The 21,047-nt window shown below is 65.7% G+C and carries 12 protein-coding genes; 5 read left to right on the forward strand and 7 right to left on the reverse strand.

Features of this window, described 5'->3' with window-relative positions; genetic code table 11:
• Nucleotides 1–360 precede the first annotated feature (360 nt).
• Entirely contained in the window at nucleotides 361–708 is a 348-nt protein-coding gene (locus OSH07_RS21085; protein WP_420909663.1) for a RidA family protein, read from the forward strand.
• A 37-nt stretch (nucleotides 709–745) separates the two neighbouring features.
• Here OSH07_RS21085 and OSH07_RS21090 read toward each other — a convergent pair whose 3' ends face one another.
• Genes OSH07_RS21090 through OSH07_RS21100 form a run of 3 tightly spaced genes read right to left on the reverse strand, consistent with a single transcriptional unit; the run spans nucleotide 746 to nucleotide 5,672 of the window.
• Entirely contained in the window at nucleotides 746–1,885 is a 1,140-nt protein-coding gene (locus tag OSH07_RS21090) for an ABC transporter permease (RefSeq protein WP_336798909.1), read from the reverse strand.
• Nucleotides 1,885–4,626 carry a ribosome-associated ATPase/putative transporter RbbA gene (gene rbbA, locus OSH07_RS21095; protein ID WP_266340670.1) on the reverse strand — a complete coding sequence of 914 codons (2,742 nt, stop codon included), beginning with the start codon at nucleotides 4,624–4,626 and terminating at the stop codon, nucleotides 1,885–1,887. The genes OSH07_RS21090 and rbbA overlap by 1 nt, the downstream gene beginning before the upstream one ends.
• A complete protein-coding gene (locus OSH07_RS21100) occupies nucleotides 4,623–5,672 on the reverse strand; it encodes an HlyD family secretion protein (protein WP_266340671.1) in 1,050 nt (349 codons plus the stop codon). The genes rbbA and OSH07_RS21100 overlap by 4 nt, the downstream gene beginning before the upstream one ends.
• 251 nt (nucleotides 5,673–5,923) lie before the next feature.
• Here OSH07_RS21100 and OSH07_RS21105 point away from each other — a divergent pair, with 251 nt between their 5' ends.
• Entirely contained in the window at nucleotides 5,924–6,280 is a 357-nt protein-coding gene (locus tag OSH07_RS21105) for a hypothetical protein (protein ID WP_266340672.1), read from the forward strand.
• Between the two features lie 147 nt (nucleotides 6,281–6,427).
• On the opposite strand, the gene OSH07_RS21110 is transcribed toward OSH07_RS21105, so the two are convergent.
• Nucleotides 6,428–7,309, reverse strand: a complete 882-nt coding sequence (locus OSH07_RS21110) for a tetratricopeptide repeat protein (RefSeq protein WP_266340673.1) — start codon at nucleotides 7,307–7,309, stop codon at nucleotides 6,428–6,430.
• Between the two features lie 686 nt (nucleotides 7,310–7,995).
• Here OSH07_RS21110 and OSH07_RS21115 point away from each other — a divergent pair.
• The 3 genes from OSH07_RS21115 to OSH07_RS21125 all read left to right on the forward strand — a co-directional run bounded on the left by OSH07_RS21115 (nucleotide 7,996) and on the right by OSH07_RS21125 (nucleotide 17,613).
• A complete protein-coding gene (locus OSH07_RS21115) occupies nucleotides 7,996–10,353 on the forward strand; it encodes a glycosyltransferase family 2 protein (RefSeq protein WP_266340674.1) in 2,358 nt (785 codons plus the stop codon).
• A 181-nt stretch (nucleotides 10,354–10,534) separates the two neighbouring features.
• Nucleotides 10,535–15,319 carry an autotransporter domain-containing protein gene (locus OSH07_RS21120; RefSeq protein WP_266340675.1) on the forward strand — a complete coding sequence of 1,595 codons (4,785 nt, stop codon included), beginning with the start codon at nucleotides 10,535–10,537 and terminating at the stop codon, nucleotides 15,317–15,319.
• Nucleotides 15,320–15,954: 635 nt separating this feature from the next.
• Nucleotides 15,955–17,613, forward strand: coding sequence for an arylsulfatase (locus OSH07_RS21125; RefSeq protein WP_266340676.1), 1,659 nt, complete (start codon nucleotides 15,955–15,957; stop codon nucleotides 17,611–17,613).
• 330 nt (nucleotides 17,614–17,943) lie between these two features.
• Here OSH07_RS21125 and OSH07_RS21130 read toward each other — a convergent pair whose 3' ends face one another.
• The 3 genes from OSH07_RS21130 to OSH07_RS21140 form a co-directional block, all read right to left on the reverse strand.
• Nucleotides 17,944–19,677, reverse strand: a complete 1,734-nt coding sequence (locus tag OSH07_RS21130) for a hypothetical protein (RefSeq protein ID WP_266340677.1) — start codon at nucleotides 19,675–19,677, stop codon at nucleotides 17,944–17,946.
• A 515-nt stretch (nucleotides 19,678–20,192) separates the two neighbouring features.
• On the reverse strand, nucleotides 20,193–20,621 hold the full coding sequence (locus tag OSH07_RS21135; protein WP_266340678.1) for a DUF2721 domain-containing protein: 429 nt from the start codon (nucleotides 20,619–20,621) through the stop codon (nucleotides 20,193–20,195).
• A gap of 65 nt (nucleotides 20,622–20,686) precedes the next feature.
• Nucleotides 20,687–21,046, reverse strand: a complete 360-nt coding sequence (locus OSH07_RS21140; protein ID WP_266340679.1) for an HdeA/HdeB family chaperone — start codon at nucleotides 21,044–21,046, stop codon at nucleotides 20,687–20,689.
• Between the last annotated feature and the right edge of the window lies 1 nt (nucleotide 21,047).

The raw sequence follows: 21,047 nt of genomic DNA on the forward strand, positions 1-21,047 counted from the left end.
GCCCCGCGAAGCGTCGAGACGCCTATCGGGCGATAGCGCCCGAGCGCCCGCAGCGCCGCAACCCGCGTCCAGATCCCCGCCATGTCCCGCCCCCCGCCCCTTCGCGCCGAAGGGCACGAGTTCGCGTAGCTGCAACCTATATGGTTTACCACCGCGTAATGTGACCCTAGGTCAGCGGGGGCGCGATTCTCCGGACCTGTGGCGAAAGGGCTGCAAATCCGCAATCCAAAATATATCTATGGTTGCATAGATATGGCCGACCTATCTATTGCGAGTGGCGCACCTCCCGTTCAACGGCTAACCGGATGCCTTGGGGCTGCGCGAGGACGCACCGCCCGCACGTTACGAAGGAGCGATTTCGTGGAGATTTCGAGACTGGAGCCGGCGGCGCGCTGGTGCGAGACCGCTACCCATGACGGCGTCGTGCATGTCGCCGGCCAGGTCGGGCAGCCGGGCGCCGACATCATCACCCAGACGCGCGGCGCGCTGGCCGAGATGGACCGCGTGCTCGCGCTCTCCGGCACCGACAAATCGCGCCTGCTCTCGGTCACGATCTGGCTGGCCGACATCGCCGATTTTGCCGCCATGAACAGCGTCTGGGACGCCTGGATCGACCCGGCCAACCCGCCGGCCCGCGCCACCGGCGGCATTGCGCTCGCCGATCCCGACTACAAGATCGAGATCACGGCGGTCGCCGCCCTGCCCTGAGGCTGGACGCGGGCGCCGGCGGCCGAGGCAGCCGGCGCTATCCCTTCAGGACGGCGCTGCGGAAGCGGGCGAGCGACACGAAGAAATAGGCGCCGCCAAAGGCCAGGAATATCAACAGGTACTGCCAGACGAGAGGGAAACCGCCGCCCCGGAACAGCACCGCCTGGGTGAACGACACGAAATGCGGCGTCGTCGTCAGCGCCTGCATCGTGTAGCGCAGCCATACCGGCATGCTCTCCAGCGGCGTCGCGCTGCCGGACAGCAGGTTCAGCACGATCAGGACGGGGATCGCCAGCAGGCCGAACTGCGCCATCGAGGTCGAGAAGGTAGCGACCAGGATTCCCATCGAGGCGATCGAGAGCGTGTAGATCGTCGTCCCGAGCAGGAACAGGCCGATCGAGCCCTGGATCGGCACGCCGAGCAGCATCTGCACGACGAAGATCAGCGACAGGGTCGCCGCGGCGACGATGATCAGGCCATTCGCCAGGATCTTGGCGAGCACGATCTGGCCGGCCCCGACCGGCATGACGAGCAGATGCTCGACCGTGCCGCGCTCGCGCTCACGGATCAGCGCCGCGCCGGACAGGATCAGCGTCAGCATCGTGACATTGTTCATCACCTGCATCAGCGCGCCGAACCAGACCGAGTTCAGGTTCGGATTGAAGGCATTGCGCATCACCAGCCTGACCGGCGCCGTCGCCTCGATGCCGCCGCCATAGCGGAATTCCGAGATCTCGTTGGCGATGACGTTCTGCAACGCCACCACGCCATTGCCGGCAAAGGCCATGGCGGTGGCGTCGATCTCGACCTGGAGCTCGGCGGCGCGGTTCGACCGCACGTCGCGCTCGAAATTCGGCGGGATGTCGAGCACGAAAACAAAGCGGCCCTCGTTCAGGGCCGTATCGACGTCGCGCGGCGAAATCTTCACCGCCTCCTGGAAGATCGGCGGCTGCAGCGCCCCCAGGATCCGGCGCGACAACTGCGAATCATCCTCGTCGACGACGGCCACGGCGAGGTTCTTCAACTCGGTCGAGGCGCTGCTCGAAACCGAATAGACGGCCAGCGTGAAGGTGTAGAGCACCAGAACCAGCATGATCGGATCCGCCTTGATGCTGCGGAGTTCCTTGATGAAGAGCTGGAAGAGGCCGGAACACCAGCGGAAGAACTTCTTCATCATCAGGTGTCCTGTTTGCGCAGCAGGAGCAGGGAAGCAACGAAGAACAGGACGCCGAAACCGGCGAGGACCAGCACGTTGAGCCAGAGATCGGCCCAGCCGAGCCCCTTGGTGAAGGTGCCGACGCTGATCGGCTGATACCAGGCCGGGGGGAAGGAAAGGCCGAAGGCGCGGCCGCCGCCCGTCAACGACGAGACCGGGATGATCAGGCCCGAGAAATTGACCGCCGGGATGATCGAGATGATCGCGGTCGCCACCACCGCCGCCACCTGCGAACGGGTGAAGGTGGAGACGAGCTGGCCGAAGCCCGTCGTCGCCGTGACATAGAGCAGCGTCGCTACCGCGAACAGGCTGAGCGAGCCCTTCAACGGCAGCTGGAACAGGAACAGCGTCAGCAGGAAGAGCACCACCGCGCTCACCAGCGCGACGCCGATATAGGGCAATTGCTTGCCGAGCAGAAATTCGGCCTTGCTGATCGGCGTCGAGTAGAAGTTGGCGATCGAGCCGGTCTCCTTCTCGCGCACGATGCCGATCGCCGACATGATCGCCGGGATCAGCACCAGCATCAGCATGATCACGCTCGGCACCATGGCGTTGACGCTCTTGAAGGCCTGATTGTAGCGGAACCGCGTCTCGACCGAGACGTCCGGCACCGACTGGCCCGTCTGCGCGGCGACCTCGGCGGCATATTCGGCGGCGAGGCCGGTGACGTAGCCGCGCGCGGTCTCGGCGCGGAAGGGCATGCTGCCATCGACCGTCACCGCCACCTCGGGCTGGCGGCTGCCCCGGAGGTCGCGCCCGAAGCCGGATGGAATCTCGATCGCGATATTGACCTCGCCGCTCTTCAACCGGTCCTGCAGGTCGCTCTCGGAGGTGATTTCCGGCTGTTCGCTGAAATAGCGCGATGCGGAGAAGTTCTCCATCAACTGACGGCTCTCCGGGGTCCTGTCCTGGTCGTAGACGGCGAAGCTCAGATTCTCGACGTCGAAGGAGATGCCATAGCCGAAGGTGATCATCAGCAGGACAGGGCCCAACAGCGCGAAGCCGAGACGGATCTTGTCGCGCAGCAGTTCCATCGTCTCGCGGCGCGCATAGGCCCAGAGGCGGCCGGGATCGAAGCGACGCGGCCGGGTCGCGGCGGCGTGCGGGGAAGTCGTCGCCGCCTCGAGCGCGGCGGTCTCCGCCTCGGTCGCGACCGGCGCCTCCTCGGGAATGCCGGACGCCTCCTTCAGATAGGAGACGAATGCCTCCTCCAGCGTCGCCTTGCCGCGCTGCTCGGCGAGTTCCTGCGGCGCGCCGACGGCGAACACCTTGCCGGCATGCATGAGCGAGATGCGGTCGCAGCGCGCCGCCTCGTTCATGAAATGGGTAGAGATGAAGATCGTGACGCCATGCTCGCGCGCGAGCGTCACCAGCGTGCGCCAGAAGGAATCGCGCGCCACCGGATCGACGCCGGAGGTCGGCTCGTCGAGGATCAGGATCGACGGCCGATGGATGACCGCGACGGCAAGCTGCAGGCGCTGCCGCATGCCGAGCGGCAGATTGTCGGGCAGCTGATCGGCGACATCGCGAAGATCATAGGTGTCGAGCATCTCGCCGATGCGCGGCCCGATCTCGGCGGCCGGGATATGGAACAGATTCGCGTGCAGCTCGAGGTTCTGCCGCACCGTCAGCTCGGTATAGAGCGAGAAGGACTGCGACATGTAGCCGACGTGCTGCTTGATCTCCATGTCGTTGCCAGCGAGCGACTGGCCGAACAGCTTGGTCCAGCCCTCGGTCGGGGTGATCAGGCCGGTCAGCATCTTCATCGTCGTCGACTTGCCGCAGCCATTCGAGCCGAGGAAGCCGAAGATCTCGCCCTTGGAGATGCGGAAGGAGACATTGTCGACAGCCGTGAAATCGCCGAAGCGGCAGGTCAGGCCCTCCGCCTCGATCGCCGGGACCTCGTCGGGCTCCATCACGCGCGGCGGCACGACGACGCTCTGGTAGCCGAGGCGCTTCTCTTCCGGCAGCAGCGCGATGAAGGCCTCCTCCAGCGTGTCCTTGCCGGCCTTCGCCCGGACCTCGTCCGGCGTCCCCTCGGCGATGACCTTGCCGTCGTCCATCGCCGCCAGCCAGTCGAAGCGCTCGGCCTCCTCCATATAGGCGGTGGCGACGATGACGCTCATCTGCGGCCGGCGGGCACGGATCGAGTCGATCAGGTCCCAGAACTGCTGGCGAGACAGTGGGTCGACGCCGGTGGTCGGCTCGTCGAGGATGAGGAAATCGGGATCGTGGATCAGCGCGCAGCAGAGGCTCAGCTTCTGCTTCATGCCGCCAGAGAGCTTGCCGGCCGGACGATCCGGGAACGGGTCGAGCCCGGTGGCGGTCAGGAGATCGTGGATGCGCTCCTGCCGCTCGGCAGCGCCCTGGCCGAACAGCCGGGCGAAGAAGTCTAGATTCTCGAAGACGGTGAGCGTCGGGTAGAGATTCCGCCCGAGCCCCTGCGGCATGTAGGCGATGCGCGGCGAGGCGACGTCGCGCACGCGCTTTTCCGCCATGTCACCGCCGAGCGTCTCGACACGGCCGGCCTGCAGCTTGCGCACGCCGGCGAGCAGGCCGAGCACGGTCGACTTGCCGACACCGTCGGGGCCGATCAGCCCGGCCATGCAGCCGGCGGGAATGGCGAGCGTCAGATCATCGACGGCCAGCCGCTTGCCATAGCGATGGCTGACGCCCTCGAGACGCGCGACGGGTTCCGTCATTGCGGGACATTGACCTTGAGACTATCCGGCCAGTCGGCATCCACCGAGGTGCGCACGAAGCCGACGCCACGCACGCCAACCTTGACCTGGCTCTCATATTTCTGGACCAGGGCGCGCGGGATCTGCAGCTTGACGCGGAACATCAGCTTCTCGCGCTCGTCCTTGGTCTCGACCGTCTTCGGCGTGAACTGCGCCTCGCCGGAGACGAAGGTGACGGTGGCGGGAATGACGTAGTCCGGGATCGGATCGAGAATGATGCGCGCCTCGTCGCCGATGGCGATGCCGGCGACGTCCTTGGCCGGCAGGTAGATCGACATCGAGATGTCGGAGAGATCGAGCAGCGTCAACACGCGCGTGCCGGCGCCCACCACCTCGCCGGCGCGGGCGAGTTCGTACTGCACGCGGCCGCGCCGCGGCGCCACCAGCACCATGTCCTCGATGATGGCGTTGAGGCGCGAAACATCCGCCTCGGCCGCCTTGATCGAGCTTTCGGCCTGGGCGCGCGCGGCCACCATCGCCTGGTAGGCGGCATTGGCGACGTTCAGCTTGTTCTGCGCCTCGTCGCGCATCTGCGCCGTCGCGTGGCCCTTCTTGAACAGCGCGTCGATGCGGTCGAAGCTCGCCTGCGCAAGCTGGCGATCGCTGTCGCGCTGCGCGATCTGGGCGTCCGCCTCGCTCAGCGCGCTCTCGGCCCGCAGCACCTGCGCCTGGGCGCCGAGCAGCTGGGCTCGGTATTCGCGGTCATCGACGCGGGCGAGAACCTGGCCCGCCTCGACGGTGTCCCCCTCCTTCACGTCGACCGAGGCGAGACGGCCCGGATACTTGCTGGAGACGTCGATCTCCTGGCCCTCGATGCGGCCGTTCGACTGGGCGATGCCCTTCGGCAGCGTGTTGCCGCGCAACCGCTCGATCAGGCTCTGCAGCTTGCTCTGCGCCTCGGCCTGCGGGATCAGCCAGCCCCCCGTCCCTGCCGTCCCCGCCAGGGTGCCGGCGGCCAGAATTGCCGCCAGGGCGACGAGCCCCGTTCTCGGCCAGGAGTGACGCATCGAAGGTACCTCGCATTCCGCACAACGCTTCGTTGCACAGTATCGGGCACGCGGCGAATTTGGGGAAGCCTCGATCGAAACGCCCGGACAAGACGCCTCATCTCCCGACGGAAGCCCCAGAAAGCGGAAGCCCGGGAAAACGGAAGCGCCGACAAGAAGCTGCGCCTTGTCGATCACCTTTACGTTACGGAAACGATACTCGACTCGCGCGCAAAGCTGCGAGATGCTGCGCAAAACGGGAGGCGATCGAAATGCGCATTGCAATTCTGGCGTTGCTCGGTTTTGTCGCGGGTTGCAGCACAACCCATACCGCGACCGGCCCCGCAACCGGGCCGAGCTCGGGACTGCAGCAGGCCTACCAGGCCTGCCAGACCAGCTATGACAACCACACCCTCAAGACACGAGCCGAGCGGGCGCGCTGCATCAACGCCGCGGAAAACCAGTTCGCGTCCGAGTTCCCCGACCGGGAGCTGCTGCGGCGACAGCAGGGCCTGCGGCTGTCGCTGGCGATGCAGGTTGACCAGGGCAAGATCAGCCAGGCGACCGCGGACGCCGCCTACAAGCGCGAGTTGACCCGGCTTCAGGCGGCTTCGGCGGCGCATGGCTGAGAGGCCGCGCGTAGCATCGGGGTCGCTCCGGGACCTGGCCGGCGCAGCCCAGTCGCTTTGACGAGACGCGCGGCCCGGCCCGCGTGAAACGACACCGCCCCCGCGCCGGCGGGCGGCGGCCTCGACTTGCCTGTCGCGACGCCTCCGCTACGGCGCGCCGCCCAGCGCCGCCAGACGCTGCTTGACCCAATCGGGCGCGCCGGGATTGGCCAGCGCGAGCTTGTAGTAATGCGCGGCCTCCTTCTTGTTCCAGCGCTTCAAGCCCTTGCCGGTCTCCAGGGCCAGGCCATAGCTCGCCTGCGCCAGATGGTTCCCCTGCTCGGCCGAAAGCTTGTAGTATTTCGCAGCCGTCGCATCGCTCTGCACGACGCCGACACCCTTCGCATAGTATTCGCCGAGCTTGAACTGGCTCCAGGCATTGCCCTGGTCCGCCGATTTCTTGTACCAGCCGATCGCCATCGGATAGCTGGGCGCCACGCCAGCGCCGGTCGCGTATTTCTCGGCCAGCGCATACTGCGCCCAGGAATTGCCGAGCTCGGCCGCCTTGCGATAATTCTTCAGCGAATCCGAGGCATTGGCCGCCATGCCGATGCCCTCGGCCTGGCAGCGCGCCAGATTGTATAGCGCCCAGTTATTGCCCTTGGCGGCCGACTTCCTGTAGAGCGCCGCCGCCTTTGCGACGTCCTTCGGCACGCCGGTCCCGTTCTCGTAGAGCGAGCCGAGACTGTTCTGCGCCCAGTCATTGCCGCGATCGGCCGCTTTGGCGTACCAACTCGCCGCCAGTTTCTGGTTCTGCGGAACGCCGGAGCCGTTCTCGTACATCTTGCCGAGATTGACCTGGCCCCACACGTCGCCCTTGTCGGCCGCCTGCCGATAGAGCGCCATGGCACGTTCATAATTCTGCGCCGCCAGCGCCTTGTCGCCTTCCTCGATGAGGCCGGCCCTGGCGCCGACGATCGAGGCCGCGATGACCAGACCGCCGGCGAAAGCGCGCAGCGCCGCGCGATATCCGAGCTTGTTGAAACGCATTCCGTGAACCGAGCCCCCTGGTATCGATCCGCCGCGCCGGAACCTTCCTTGGCCGGGACGAGATCGTTTCTTTCAACCGCGATGGCGCGAATTCATCCTGCCCCCTGCGGATCGCGACATTGGTAGCCTCCGTTCCGTCATGCTGACAAGCGCTCGTCGCTGGGGAAAATCAACCAAATTTCGTGGCAATTTCATCACAGCCGCCTGCAACCGCAGGGAGGTCCGTTGCGTAATGTGGAACGGGCGTGTACGCAGTCTTCGGTCAGTAGATTCTTATTAAGTTATTGAACCATCTAAGCCATCGTACTGTTTTGCTATGGCTAATTAAGAGTCTGAAATATTGGCACGCCGGGGGGCGCCAAGTTGCAGGACGGGTGTAGCGAAATAGCCGCGCGCAAAGCGGCGGACTTGCTGGCGGAGTCATTGTCTGGCCGCCTTAGCATCACCGATTACCTCACCTCGCCCGAATTCGACTATTCCGCATTACCGAACAGCAAGGACATGCGACGGAGGATCGCCGCCGCATCGCGGCCGCGCCCGCCCGATGCCGCGCGCGTGCTGCGCGGGCACCCGCCTTCGGCGTCCAGCCCGTATCGACCCGCCTCGACCGCCTGAGCTGCTCCCCGCCTCGGCGCGTCGTCGCCAGCCCGACACCCTGCTTCTCGAGACTTGCCGAAACCGCCGCAATGCCGATGCCGCGCCTGCCCGCTTCCTGGTCGACGACCGCAGCCCGTGCCGGGGCGCTCGAGCCGTTCTTCGTGCTCGTCGTCATGGCATGCTCGCTCGGCGCCGTCGGCGGGCTGACGATTTTTCTGTACGTCATCGACGACATGCACTGGGTCGACCGGACGCTCTATTGCGGCCTGCTGCTCGGACTCTTCTATTGCAGCCTGTCCTACCAGCTGAGCCGGTATGGTGCGGCCAGGCGAGCGCAGCGCCACCGCGCCTTCGCCGAGAGCGAGGTCGCCTATCTGCTGCGGCCCGACGCACCGAGCGTCGCCGTGCTGATCCCGAGCTATCGCGAGGAACGGCGCGTCATCATCATGACGATGCTGTCGGCGGCGCTGGCGCGCTATTCGAACCGCAGGCTCGTCCTGCTCGTCGACGATCCGCCGGGCGACGACGCCTCGGTGGAGGCGACGCTGTCGGCGGTCGACGAGGTGCATGCCCTGCTCGACGCGCCGATGGGCGCGCTGCGCAACGAGGCGAAGGCCTGGCATCGACGCCAGGCCGCTGGCGGCGTCAATCTCGCGACCGAAACCTGGCGGCTGAAGCGCAGCTATGACTATGTCGCGGGATGGCTGGAGCGGCTTGCGCGCTCGTTCGAGGCCGAGATCAGCCCCGCCTTCCGGCATGTCGACCGATTCTTTATCGACCGCATCGTTCTGGATCTCGCCCGCCACTACCGGGCGCGGGGCGCCGAACTGTCGGACGCGCTGCTGCCGGTCGAGATGATCGACCGCGAATACGATATCCTCGCCGACCTGTTCTGCACCGACATCAGCAGCTTCCAGCGCAAGACCTTCGCCAATCTCTCGCACGCGCCGAACAAGGCGATGAACCTCAACGCCTATATCGGCATGATGGGCGGCCGCTATGCGATGCGCCGCGCCGGCGGCGGCGTGGCGCTGGAGCCGGCAGCGGCCGGCGCGCGCGATCCGATCGAGATCCCGGGCGCCGACTTCGTGCTGACGCTCGACGCCGACAGCGTCATCCTCGGCGACTACATGCTGCAACTCGTCCACCTTCTGAACCAGAATCAAAAGGCCGGCGTCGCGCAGACCCCCTACCTGACCTTCCCGAAGGGCCTGACGCCGGTCGAACGCATCGCCGGCGCCACCACCGACATCCAGTACCTCATCCACCAGGGCGCGACCTTCTTCAACGCGTCCTACTGGGTCGGCGCCAATGCGCTGATCCGCACCACGGCGCTGCAGCAGATCGCCCGCGAGCAGCAGGAGGCCGGCAAGACCTGCAAGGTCTTCATCCAGGACGAGACGGTGATCGAGGACACCGGCTCGACCATCGACCTGCTCGAGGCAGGCTGGACGGTGCACAACTACTTCGCCCCGCTCGCCTACAGCGCCACCCCGGCCGATTTCGGCGCCCTCGCGATCCAGCGCAAGCGCTGGAGCAATGGCGGACTGATCATCTTCCCGATGCTGCTGCGGCAATATTTCGGCAATCGCGGCCGGATGCGCCGAATTCCCGAGCTGGTGCTGCGCACCAACTACCTGCTGTCGCCGCTGATCGGCAACGCAGCGGTGTTCGCGCTGATGATCTGGGCCAGCGCGGACGGACGGGCGCTGGTCTGGACGCCGCTGGTGATGCTGCCCTATTTCCTGCTCTACGGCAGCGACCTGCGCCGGCTCGGCTATCGCTTCCGGGACCTGTTCGCCGTCTGTGCGCTCAACCTGATGCTGCTGCCGGTCACCTTCGCCGGCATCCTCGCCTCGATCCGCCAGATGATCACCGGGCGGAAGGGCAGCTTCTCGCGCACGCCAAAGGTCGCCGACCGCACCTTCATCCCGCCCTACTGCTTCCTGTTCAACAGCTTCATGCTGGCGCTGATGCTGCGCTACGTCGCCGATGGCCTGATCGCCGGAGACTATCTCGGCGCCATCGTGCCGGCCGTCAACGTCACGCTCTATGGCTACGGCCTGCATCGCCTGATCGGCTTCCGCAACGGCCTCGCAGACCTGGCGCTGGCGATCAGGACGCGCCTTGCGGCCGCATCGAACGCGGCTGCCGGCAGCATGGCGCGCGCGGTGCACGGCCTCGGCTGGCTTGGCCTGCGCCCGGCGCGCATCTTCGCGGCGCCCGCCCTGTTCGCGCTGATCATGCTGGCGCCGATGAACGTGGCGCCGAAGCTGTCGCAGGACGATTTCATCGGCGGCGCCATCGCCAGCCAGAGCAACAGCACGGCGACGGCCGAGACGCGCCCGCGCGCGATCGCCCAACCCCGCACGGCGCGCGCGACCGCCGCCGAAAGGGACGCGGCGCTGGGCCTGCTCGTCGAGCAATTGCGGGGAGCGCGCCCATGACCGCGATCCCGCAGGGCAGGATTTCGAGACGGACTGGAGGCGGAAGCCTCGCCGCTTCGCGCGGCACGACTGAGCCGGAGGGGCGCGGCGCGCCCTACGCCGGTGCCATCCAATTTCCAGAGATTATGAAAAGCCGGGGGACGACGTGTCAGATTTTGCAGAAGTAGGAGGAAGCGGCCGATTGGCAGCTCCGTTCCGTTCGACGGGACCGGGCTTGCCGCAACGCGCCGCCACGCAACGCTCGACGGCGGCATGGCGCCGGGCGCTGCTCGGCGGTTCGGCCGCGGGTGCGATCCTTCTCGCCATGGGCGCGCCGGCCTTCGCCGCATGCACGACCGACGACGGGACGATGACCTGCAGCGGCGCTCTGCCGGACCCGATCAGCATCGACGAGACGAGCGAAGTCCACACGCTCAACCTGACGGAACCCGACGCCGACATCACCTGGGACGACGGCAATTCGGGCATCCGCTTCATCTCGAACGGCGCGGTGACGATCAACAGCAACACCGGGACGCACGAGATCGTCGTCAGCGGCGAAGGCGCGGACGGCATCAAGGCGCAGAGCTACGAAGACGACGATGTCGGCGCGATCGCGATCGACCACTCCGGCAATGTCAGCTCGACCGACGGCTTCGGAGTCTGGGCCGAGACGGACGGCGCCATCACGCTGACGGCGCATGGCAACATTTCGGGCGGCCTCGACGCCGTCAAGCTGCACAGCACGACGAACGGCGCGATCTCGATCGACGTCACCGGCGACGTCACCTCCACCGGCGGCGACGGCATCACCGCCTCGACCAATGGCGGGATCACGTCGATTACGAATGGCGACATCCTGGCGGCCGGCGGCGGCATCGTCCTGCAGAGCTATGAGAGCGGCGACGTCGAGCTCACCCATACCGGCGACGTCGAGGGCGACGGCCAGCACGGCATCTACGCAACGGCCAATGGCGAGGTCACCGCGACCGTCACCGGCGACGTGCGCGGCAAGGTCGACGCCATCCATCTCGAGGGCCATGCCTCCGGTTACGGGCTTACGCTCGACCAGACCGGCAGCGTGACCGCGGACGAGGGCTATGGCGTCTATGCCGACGCGCTCGGCACGGTCGACGTCTCGGTGAACGGCGCCGTCGATGCCGGCGGCACCGGCATCTACGCCAACAGCAGCGAATCCAACGTCATCGTCGAGCACTTCGGCGGCACGCTCACCGCCCGCGACGGCGACGGCATCGTCGCCAAGGCGCCGAACAGCACGGTCTCGGTCACCAACACCGGCACGCTGGAAGCGCAGGGCTTCGGCATCTATGCCGAAAGCGGCAGCGCATCCGTCACCGTCAGCCAGACGGGCGCGCTGACGTCCTATGGAGGCAAGGGCATCTACGCCGCCTCCGGCAATGGCAGCGTCCAGATCACCAAGACCGGCACGGTCACGGCCGAGCTGGATGCCGTCACCGCCAAGTCGGGCGGCAGCTCCGTCAGCATCACGCAGACGGGCGACGTGACCGCCTATAACGGCAAGGGCATCCTCGCCACGTCGGGCGCCAGCACGGCAACCCTGACCGGCGCCGGCAGCATCACGTCGAAGGGCGACGCGATCTCGATGACGGCCAGCGGCGGCGTCACCATCGACCGCACGTCGGGCGCGATCGAATCGTGGAGCGGCTCGGGCATCGTGGTCGACGCCACGGGCAGCAGCGCCTCGATCACCAATTCCGGCACGATCACCGCCTACCAGGACGGCATCAAGTCGACCTCGAGCTATGGCAACACGATCGACCAGACCGGGGCGATCACCGCCTCCAACGGCGCCGGCATCTGGGCGAGCTCCGGCTCCGGCAACGTCTCGATCACCTCGTCCGGCGCGATCGAAAGCAAGACCACCGGCATCCATGCCAAGACCGGCTCGGGCAACGTCACCGTCGTCCAGACCGGCACCGTCCTCTCCAATGCCGGCAAGGGCATCGACGCCTATACGCCGTCCGGCGCCGTCACGGTTTCGACGGGAGCCGTCACCGCCAAGCTCGACGGCATCACCGCCACGAACCTGAGCGGACAGAAGGTCGAGATCACCAGCGGCGGCGTCACCTCCTATGACGGCGCCGGCATCCTGGCCTCGTCGGCGGCCGGCATCGTCAAGGTGACCAACAACGGCGCCGTGACGAGCAAGCTGGAAGGCATCAAGGCCAGCAGCCTCGGTAACAACGCGGTCTCGGTCGAGCAGAACGGCGAACTGACCTCCTATTCGAAGTCGGGCATCACGGCCTGGTCCGCCACCGGCGCAGTCAACGTCACCGGCGAAGGCGACATCACGGCCGAGCTGAACGGCATCGTCACGGGCAATGAGGGCTACGGCAAGATCACCATCGAGCGCAGCGGCAACATCACCGCCTACAAGGGCACGGGCATCATCGCCTCGTCGACCGACGGCGAGATCGCCGTGACGAGCGAGGGCGTTCTCACTGCCGATGTCGACGGCATCGTCGCGACCAACGAGGGCAACGCCAAGATCTCGGTCACGCAGGTCGGCAACCTCACGGCCTACAAGGGTACCGGCATCGTCGTGAGCTCCGCAAATGGCGAGCTGTCGGTGTCGAACACGGGAACCCTGACCGCCGAACTCGACGGCATCGACGCCACCAATATCGGCTCGGGCAAGGTCACGGTCTACCAGGACGGCAGCCTCACCTCCAACACGGGCACCGGCATCGTCGCCTCCTCCTCCACGGGCGAGGTGAAGGTGACCACGATCGGTTCGCTGATCGCCGAACTCGACGGCATCGTCGCGACGAACGAGGGCGACGCGTCGGTGAGCGTGACCGCCGGCGCCATCACCGCCAATACCGGCACCGGCATCGTCGCCTCGTCGACGACCGGCGCCGTGACGGTCATCGGCAATGGCGCGATCCTCGCCGATCTGGACGGCATCGTCGCCAAGAACGAGGGCCTCACCGCGGTCCAGGTCACCCAGACGGGCAATGTCACCGCCAACAAGGGCAGCGGCATCATCGCCACCTCGGCCCTCGGCGCCATCACCATCACCAGCACCGGCGACATCCTCGCCGACGGCTATGGCATCAACGCCGTCAACAGCAGCGATGACGGCGCGATCACGATCGAGCATACCGGCGATATCACGGCGGCCAACTATGACGGCATTTACGCGGAAACCGCCAATGCCGACATCGATGTCACCGTCGACGGCGACATCTCCGCCCACCAGGACGCCATCCACCTCGTCAGCTATGGCGACCAGTCGGTGACGGTCGACGGCGGCCGGGTGACCGGCGGCGCCGGCTTCGCGGCCGTGCATTTCGACGGCGGCTACGAAAACAGCCTCGTCAACGCCGGCACGATCGACAGCGCCGACGGCATCAACGGCCTCGCCATCCTGGCGAACGACAACAATACGTCGATCGTCAACAATGGCACGATCACCGGCAATGTCGTGCTCAGCGACTGGTCGAACAGCTTCCTCAACGGCGAGGACGGCGTCTTCAACATGGGCGATACCGTCCATCTTGGCGCCGGCAACACGCTGACGAACGATGGCAGCGTCTCGGTCGGCGAAGTGGGCCAGGTCGCAACGACCGCGCTCACCGGCTCGTTCGTCAACGGCTCCACCGGCACGCTGCTGCTCGACATCGACCTCGCCGGCTCGACGGCCGACCGGCTGGACGTCTCGGGCACCGCGAGCCTTTCAGGCACGCTCGGCCTGCACTTCACCTCGCTCGGCCAGTTCGACCAGACCTTCACGGTGCTGACGGCCGACACGGTGACCACCAGCGCGCTGCTGGTCTCCAACCCGCTGGTCCAGTATGCCATCGACAACGTCAATGAAGACCACCTCGATCTGACGGTTGCGGGCTACGAGTATCTCGTCGACGGACTGAACGAGAACGGGCGCGCCTTCGGCAGCTACCTGAACCAGGTGATCGGCAATGTCGGCGCGCTCGATCCGATCGCGTTGTCGCTGCTGAACCTCACCTCGATCGAGGCGGTCAACGAAGCCTACAACCAGCTGACGCCGGCCGATCATCTGAACGAACAGCTGATGGCGACCTACAACTCGCTCGGCTTCGCCAACAGCCTGATGAGCTGTAAGGTCCGGGACGGCGCCTATGTGTTCAATGCCGAAGGCGAATGCGCCTGGGGCCGCATCGGCTACCGCACCTTCGACCGCGACAGCACCTTCGACACGTCCGGCTTCACCCGCGACACCTGGGAACTCGCCGGCGGCGCGCAATATGCCGTCAAGGACCACTACCGCCTGGGCTTCGCCTTCGCGGCCAGCACGTCCAAGTCCAACGGTGCCGACGGCTCGACCAGCGACGGCAAGCAGGTCGAAGGCGGCGTGGTGCTGAAGTACGTGCCGGGTCCGCTGACGCTCGCCGCCTCGGCGTCCGGCAGCTATGGCTGGTACGATTCCGAGCGCTTCGTCGCCTTCGGCGACTTCTACAACGACCTGACCAGCAAGCCGGAAGCCGGCTCGCTGAACGGCCGCCTGCGCGCCGCCTACGACTTCGGCAACGACAAGGTCTATGTCCGTCCGCAGATCGAAGGCAACGCCACCTATCTCTACCAGTCGGCGTTCACCGAGACGGGCGGCGTCGCGGCTATGTCGGTCGACAGCGTCTCGCGCACCGTCTTCAGCGCGGCGCCGTCCATCGAGGTCGGCGGGCAGGTGGTGACGACCGGCGGCACGATGATCCGCCCCTATGTCCGGGGTGGCGTCACCGTGTTCTCCAACGACAGCTACGACCTGACGGCACGTTTCGCGACCGTCACGCCCGATGCCGGCGACTTCACGATCACCAGCAGCAGCGACCGGCTGCTGTGGAACACCTCGGCCGGCGTCGACGTCCTGTTCGAGAACGGCAACACCATCCGCGCCTTCTACGACGGCAATTTCGGTCAGACCTCGACCGAGAACGCCTTCGGCCTGAAGGCCAGCCATAACTTCTAGGGCGCTCGCCGCCTCTGAAACCTGGATGTGAAACGCCCCTGAGCCGCAAGCTCCGGGGCGTTTTCCTTGGAGCCGCCTTGCGCGACCTGCCCGAGTGGAAACCACGACATCGCAAACATTGCCGTTTCAAGAAATATTGATCGGCCGCAACCCTGCCTGCGAATACGACAGACCGGAAAGCCGATATTCCGGTAGCCCAAGCAATCCATCCCGGCAAACAATCCGCTCACGACAGGACTGCCGATCAATTCAGACGGTTACGAAACGGAATTGACTCGAAAGCAGTAAGCGGACAGATTTGCCTCCGGACTGACCTAGCGTCCACTCCAGAATTCTACATCTCCCCGACCTTCGGCCGGGGCCTTGCTTTTCGTTGCCGCAGATCACACCCGCTCCGCCATCCGCCGGAGAATTCGTGATGACGAAGCAGCCTGCATCGTACTCTTCCCCGGCCGCCGCCCCTCGCGGCCGGCATGCGTTACGCCCTGGCGCGCCCTGCGACAGCCTCATCCCATCCCGAACGCCCCCGCCCGATTCCTGACCGAGCGATATCCTTCGAAGGACCCGCCAAGCGGCCCGCGAGGAGACCCGCACAGGGAGATGTCCTCTTTCCTCAGCCACACCGGGAGAATGACATGACCGATCGACCGATTGCCCCCGACCAGACCGACCACGGCGTCAGCAGGCGGTCGCTATTGACCGGAACGACGGCGCTGATCGCAACCTCGGCGCTCGCCGCCGGCGCCGCGGCGACCGCCATGCCGGCCGCGGCGCGCGCGCAGGACGCGCCGGCCCCGTCCGGCAAGATGCCGAACATCCTCGTCATCTTCGGCGATGACATCGGCATTCCGCAGATCAGCGCCTACACGATGGGCCTGATGGGCTACCGCACGCCGAACATCGACCGGATCGCCAGCGAAGGCGCGATCTTCACCGATTCCTACGGCCAGCAGAGCTGCACCGCCGGCCGCGCCTCCTTCATCCTCGGCCAGGAGCCGTTCCGCACCGGCCTGCTCACCATCGGCATGCCGGGCGATCCGCACGGCATCCAGGACTGGATGCCGACGATCGCCGACGTGCTGAAGACCAAGGGCTATGCCACCGGCCAGTTTGGCAAGAACCATCTCGGCGACCAGGACCAGCATCTGCCGACCAATCACGGCTTCGACGAGTTCTTCGGCAACCTCTACCACCTCAACGCCGAGGAGGAGCCGGAGGGCTACTTCTACCCGAAGGATCCGGAATTCCGGAAGAAGTTCGGTCCGCGCGGCGTCATCCATTCCTTCGCCGATGGCAAGATCGAGGACACGGGCCCGCTCAACACCAAGCGCATGGAGACCGTCGACGAGGAGTTCCTGACCGCTGCGAAGGACTTCATCGACCGCCAGCACAAGGCCGACAAGCCGTTCTTCGTCTGGTTCAACGCCACCCGCATGCACGTCTTCACGCATCTGAAGAAGGAATCGCTCGGCAAGACCGGCAAGGGCATCCATGCCGACGGCATGGTCGAGCATGACGGCATGGTCGGCGAACTGCTGAAGCAGCTCGACGATCTCGGCATCACCGAGGACACCATCGTCGTCTACACGACCGACAACGGCGCCGAGATCGCGCTGTGGCCCGATGGCGCCATGACGATGTTCCACGGCGAGAAGGGCACGACATGGGAAGGCGGTTTCCGCATCCCGATGATGGTGCGTTGGCCGGGCGTCGTAAAGCCCGGCACGCAGATCAACGACCCCGTGGCGCTGATCGACTGGATGCCGACGTTTGCTACCGCCGCCGGCATTCCCGACATCAAGGAGCAGATGAAGAAGGGCTTCCAGGCCGGTTCGAAGACGTTCAAGGTCCATCTCGACGGCTACGACCTGACCGAACTGCTGAAGGGCGAAGCGAAGGAGCCGCCGCGCGATACGATGTTCTACTTCGACCAGGGTGGCAATCTGAACGCGCTGCGCTGGAACGACTGGAAGCTCTCCTTCGCGGTCTCGAGCGAAGGCAACATCGCCACCGCGACGCGCGAGGTCCCGGCCTGGGCAAATATCGCCAATCTCCGCATGGATCCCTATGAACGGGGCATGAAGGAAGGCGGCGGCGCCACCGAATTCCTGGCGCGCAACATGTGGCTGCTGGTGCCGGTGCAGGGGAAGATCAAGGAGTTCTTCGCCGACTTCACGGAGTTCCCCTACCAGGAAGGCAGCTCGCTGAACGCGAGCGGCATCAATTACGGGCTGTTGCGGCAGGAAGCGGCGCTCAATCGCCTGAAACAGCTGGAATCACTCGCGCCGCAGTAGGGCGCGGCGGGAGCCGGCGGTATCCGAAAAGTTCCATGGCGCCGCGCTGCGCCGCCATGGACGCCCACCGGCGGCAATACCATGCCTGCCTTCGTCCAAGCCTGCCCGGCTAACGCGGGACCGCCGTGCTGGCACCACGCAGCCCTGTCGCGTCATCACCTTCCCGGGTGGCTACATGCTCAGCCGGGCGCGCCATCATCACAAGCACGTCCCTCACGGTTCGCGCTCACCCTTCTCGACGGTGATGAACGAGCGATTAGCATCGAGATGCGGTGAGGCGGCGCCCGCCGCATCGTGGGGAAGGAGTATCATCGGACGCTGCCCCTGAGTTCAAAATTGCAATCCAGCCTTGCTCAGGGACGTCAAGAAACGATTGCGATCCACTTCCGGAACGTTGCGCAGCCCCACCCAGGTCCGGACATTCGTTACGAACTCTGGCGCATGGGCCATCAGCCATTTCCGTTCGGCTTCGGCATCGACCGGATAGGCGGCCTCGGCAAAGACCGCCGCTGCGATGAGATGATAGGCAGGATTGTCCACGACGGCCGCCCGCCGGATCCACATCGTCGCGGCGGCGTAGTCCCGCTCGATGTAGGAGCAGATGGACAGGATCACTTCATAATAGCCAAGCGGCCCTGGATTGCGCTCGCGTGCCTGCGCCACGAGGGCGCAGCCACGCGACCACTGGCCGGAATCCGCCACCCGAAGTCCGTATTCCCCCATTAGTTCGGTGTCGTTCGGGTTGGTGGCCATCGCCTGTTCGCCAATGGCCAGCGCCGATTCTACCTGCCCGTCGAAATAAAGAGCCAGCATCTTGGCTTGCAGGGCGCGGACGTTTCGAGGGTCAAGCTCGACGGCGCGCTTGGCGGCGGCGGTAGCCTTTTCGAGAGAAGCTGGTGCCGTCGCGGCCTCGACCGGAAACCGGAAACGGAGCTCATCGAGATAGGTCTGGGCGAGAAGAGCCCAGGCGGTGGCATAGTCCGGGAAGCGTGCCACCGTCTTCTCCAGACACTGGCGGACGCGCGGGTGGGAGCGAGCGTCGAGATTGGCACGGTAGATAAAATAGGAAAGCGTGCAGGAATAGGATTCCCAGTCCCCGCTCGTGTCCGACCCGCTGCGTCCCGCATCGGCCTTGTATATCACCCCGTAGGGCTGGCCGAGTTCGGTGGCAATTTCCCGTGCCAACTGCTCTTCGAGTGCAATCCGCTGCCTGGGGTCGTAGTTCACATCGTAGGTGTGTGCCCAGAGGACGCTGGCATCTTCTGCATCGAGCAGCCGGGCCTGGAGACGTAGTCTGCTTCCTGCCAGACTGACGCCGCCCAGCAGGACATAGCGCGCGCCGTGCGCATTGGGATTGTCGCGCTCGCCTTCCACGGTGACGATGTCGCGGAATTTCGCCATCTGGCCGAGGATTTCCGGCGTCAGTCCGTTAGCAAGGGCGGACGCGGCCGGCGAGGAGGACACGTCGTCGATCGGTCGAACCAGCAGGCGCGGCACGGCTGGCGTCGAGATCGCCCTTGGCCATGGCGACCAGCCAGCGGCCTCGAGCAGGAGCGCCAGCGACACAGTCAGCCCTACGCAGACCACAGCTACCAGGCCAACAATCCATCGCGGCGGCCGGTCGGTCTCAAGAGCTTCGACCGGAGGGACGAGCACTTGCCAGGCAAACGCAGGAACATACCCGCCCTTGGGGATCGAGATCACGACCGGGTCGTTGGTCCCGGCCCTCTCGTAATACTGCTCCATCGCGCGACGCAGGCGGACGGCCTCCAGCCGCACGATCGGATCGGCGTGCGAGTCGAAATCCGCGCCCCGGCCGAACACGTCCGTAGCGATGGAGAAGGCCTTGATCCGGTCGGCCCGCCCGGCCAGCGTCTCTTCGACGACATAGCTGAGAAAGCGACGGGACCGGGAGGGCGCGTCGAATGTCTCGCCTTTGAGAATTCGGGCAAGCGCATCCCGAATTGCCTCCGGTGGTATCTCGACATCGGTCGGAGCGTGGGGCCCGAGATCAGCTGATGCGTCAGCCAGCCCTTTGTCCGACGAAGCAAACCAACTCCGCATCGCGATCGCTGTTCTCCAGGCGGTGCAGCACGCAACCCATAGTTACATCATCGCGGGCCGAGCGGGAATGAAGCGGCCCCGCCAAATCTACAATTTGGCGGGTTTAAATTGCGCCCGCCGGGAAGGCGCCAAACAGAGAGCAGTCTGTAGGTGCGCCAAGCGTGCTGCTATATTGCATTGGGCAACGTGGCCATTGTCTCGCCGCTCTGGATGCGGGTGCATTCACGCTATTGCGCGGCGGCAAGGGCCGAGGGGTGAGGTGCTCCGTCCCAATCGCAGTTGCGTTCGCGCCCTCGCCGCAGCCGAACTGCATGCTGATCAAGCCGGATCCCGACATCGCATGCCAGGCAAGTGGCCTGCGCGATGTCGAGCTACCCGGCCCCTTGCTCAGTCGATGCAGGCCACGACATGGCGCCCCTGATAGGGCTGGTAGCAGACGCCGCCGCGGCTCCAGATCACGGTGCCGTTGACGCTCATCTTGGCACACCCGGCTCATTGCGACGGCAAGGCGCCGATCACGGCAGGTGGTCGATGTCGTTCAGGCCGATCGAGATTTCACGGGCGAGGAAGAGCAAGGCGCCAACGAACAGGGCCATGGCAACGATGAAGAACAGGGCCGCGCCGACCTGGTGATCCTGGTCGAGAAACGCGGCCGCGAAGCTCCAGACGATCAGCAGCGTGGTGCAGAGCGAACTGGCGATCGCCAGCGAGATCGCCCGATGCAGCAGCCGGACGCGAGACCGTAACCTCGGAATGTCCGATTTGAGCACCTTGCGAAGCTCGTCGTCGTCGGAAATGCCGTGGATCGACCGGCTGCGGTCGATGAGAACGTTGAACCGTCCGACCAGCAGGCCCACGAACGACGCCGTCGCGCCGAGCAGGAAGGCGGGCGCCGTGGCGTGCAGCATGACCTGCGACAGATGGGACAGAGTGGGGGAGTCCATGGCTTTTCCAGCAGAAGGAGGGTCGGCGGGCGCCCGCGACATTTCGGGGGCGCCCGCCGGTAGCGTCAGTTCATGTCGATGCCGAGCTTGGCGCGCTCATCCTTGAAGACGACGGCGATCGCGTCGATGATCTTCTTGTCGAGATGCGCCTTGCAGTAGACGATGACCTCGTGCTCGGCCTCCTTGCTCTTCTTGACATCGTAGAAGTGCTTCTTGGCGAGGCCGTTGTACCAGCCGCCATACCAAGCGGTCAGCGCATCGGCGTCCTGCTGATAGGTCCCGGCAAGCTGGGCACAGGTCAGCGCCTGCACATCCAGGAAGCCGTTCTCGTCGGCATAGGCGAGCAACGGCGTCGCCGTCTGGGCCATGGCCGCTGGAGCGCCGAGCGCCAGCACGACACCGACCATGAGAAGGGATCGGATCATT

The sequence above is a fragment of the Kaistia nematophila genome (assembly GCF_026343855.1).
GTDB classification, from domain to species: Bacteria; Pseudomonadota; Alphaproteobacteria; order Rhizobiales; family Kaistiaceae; genus Kaistia; species Kaistia nematophila.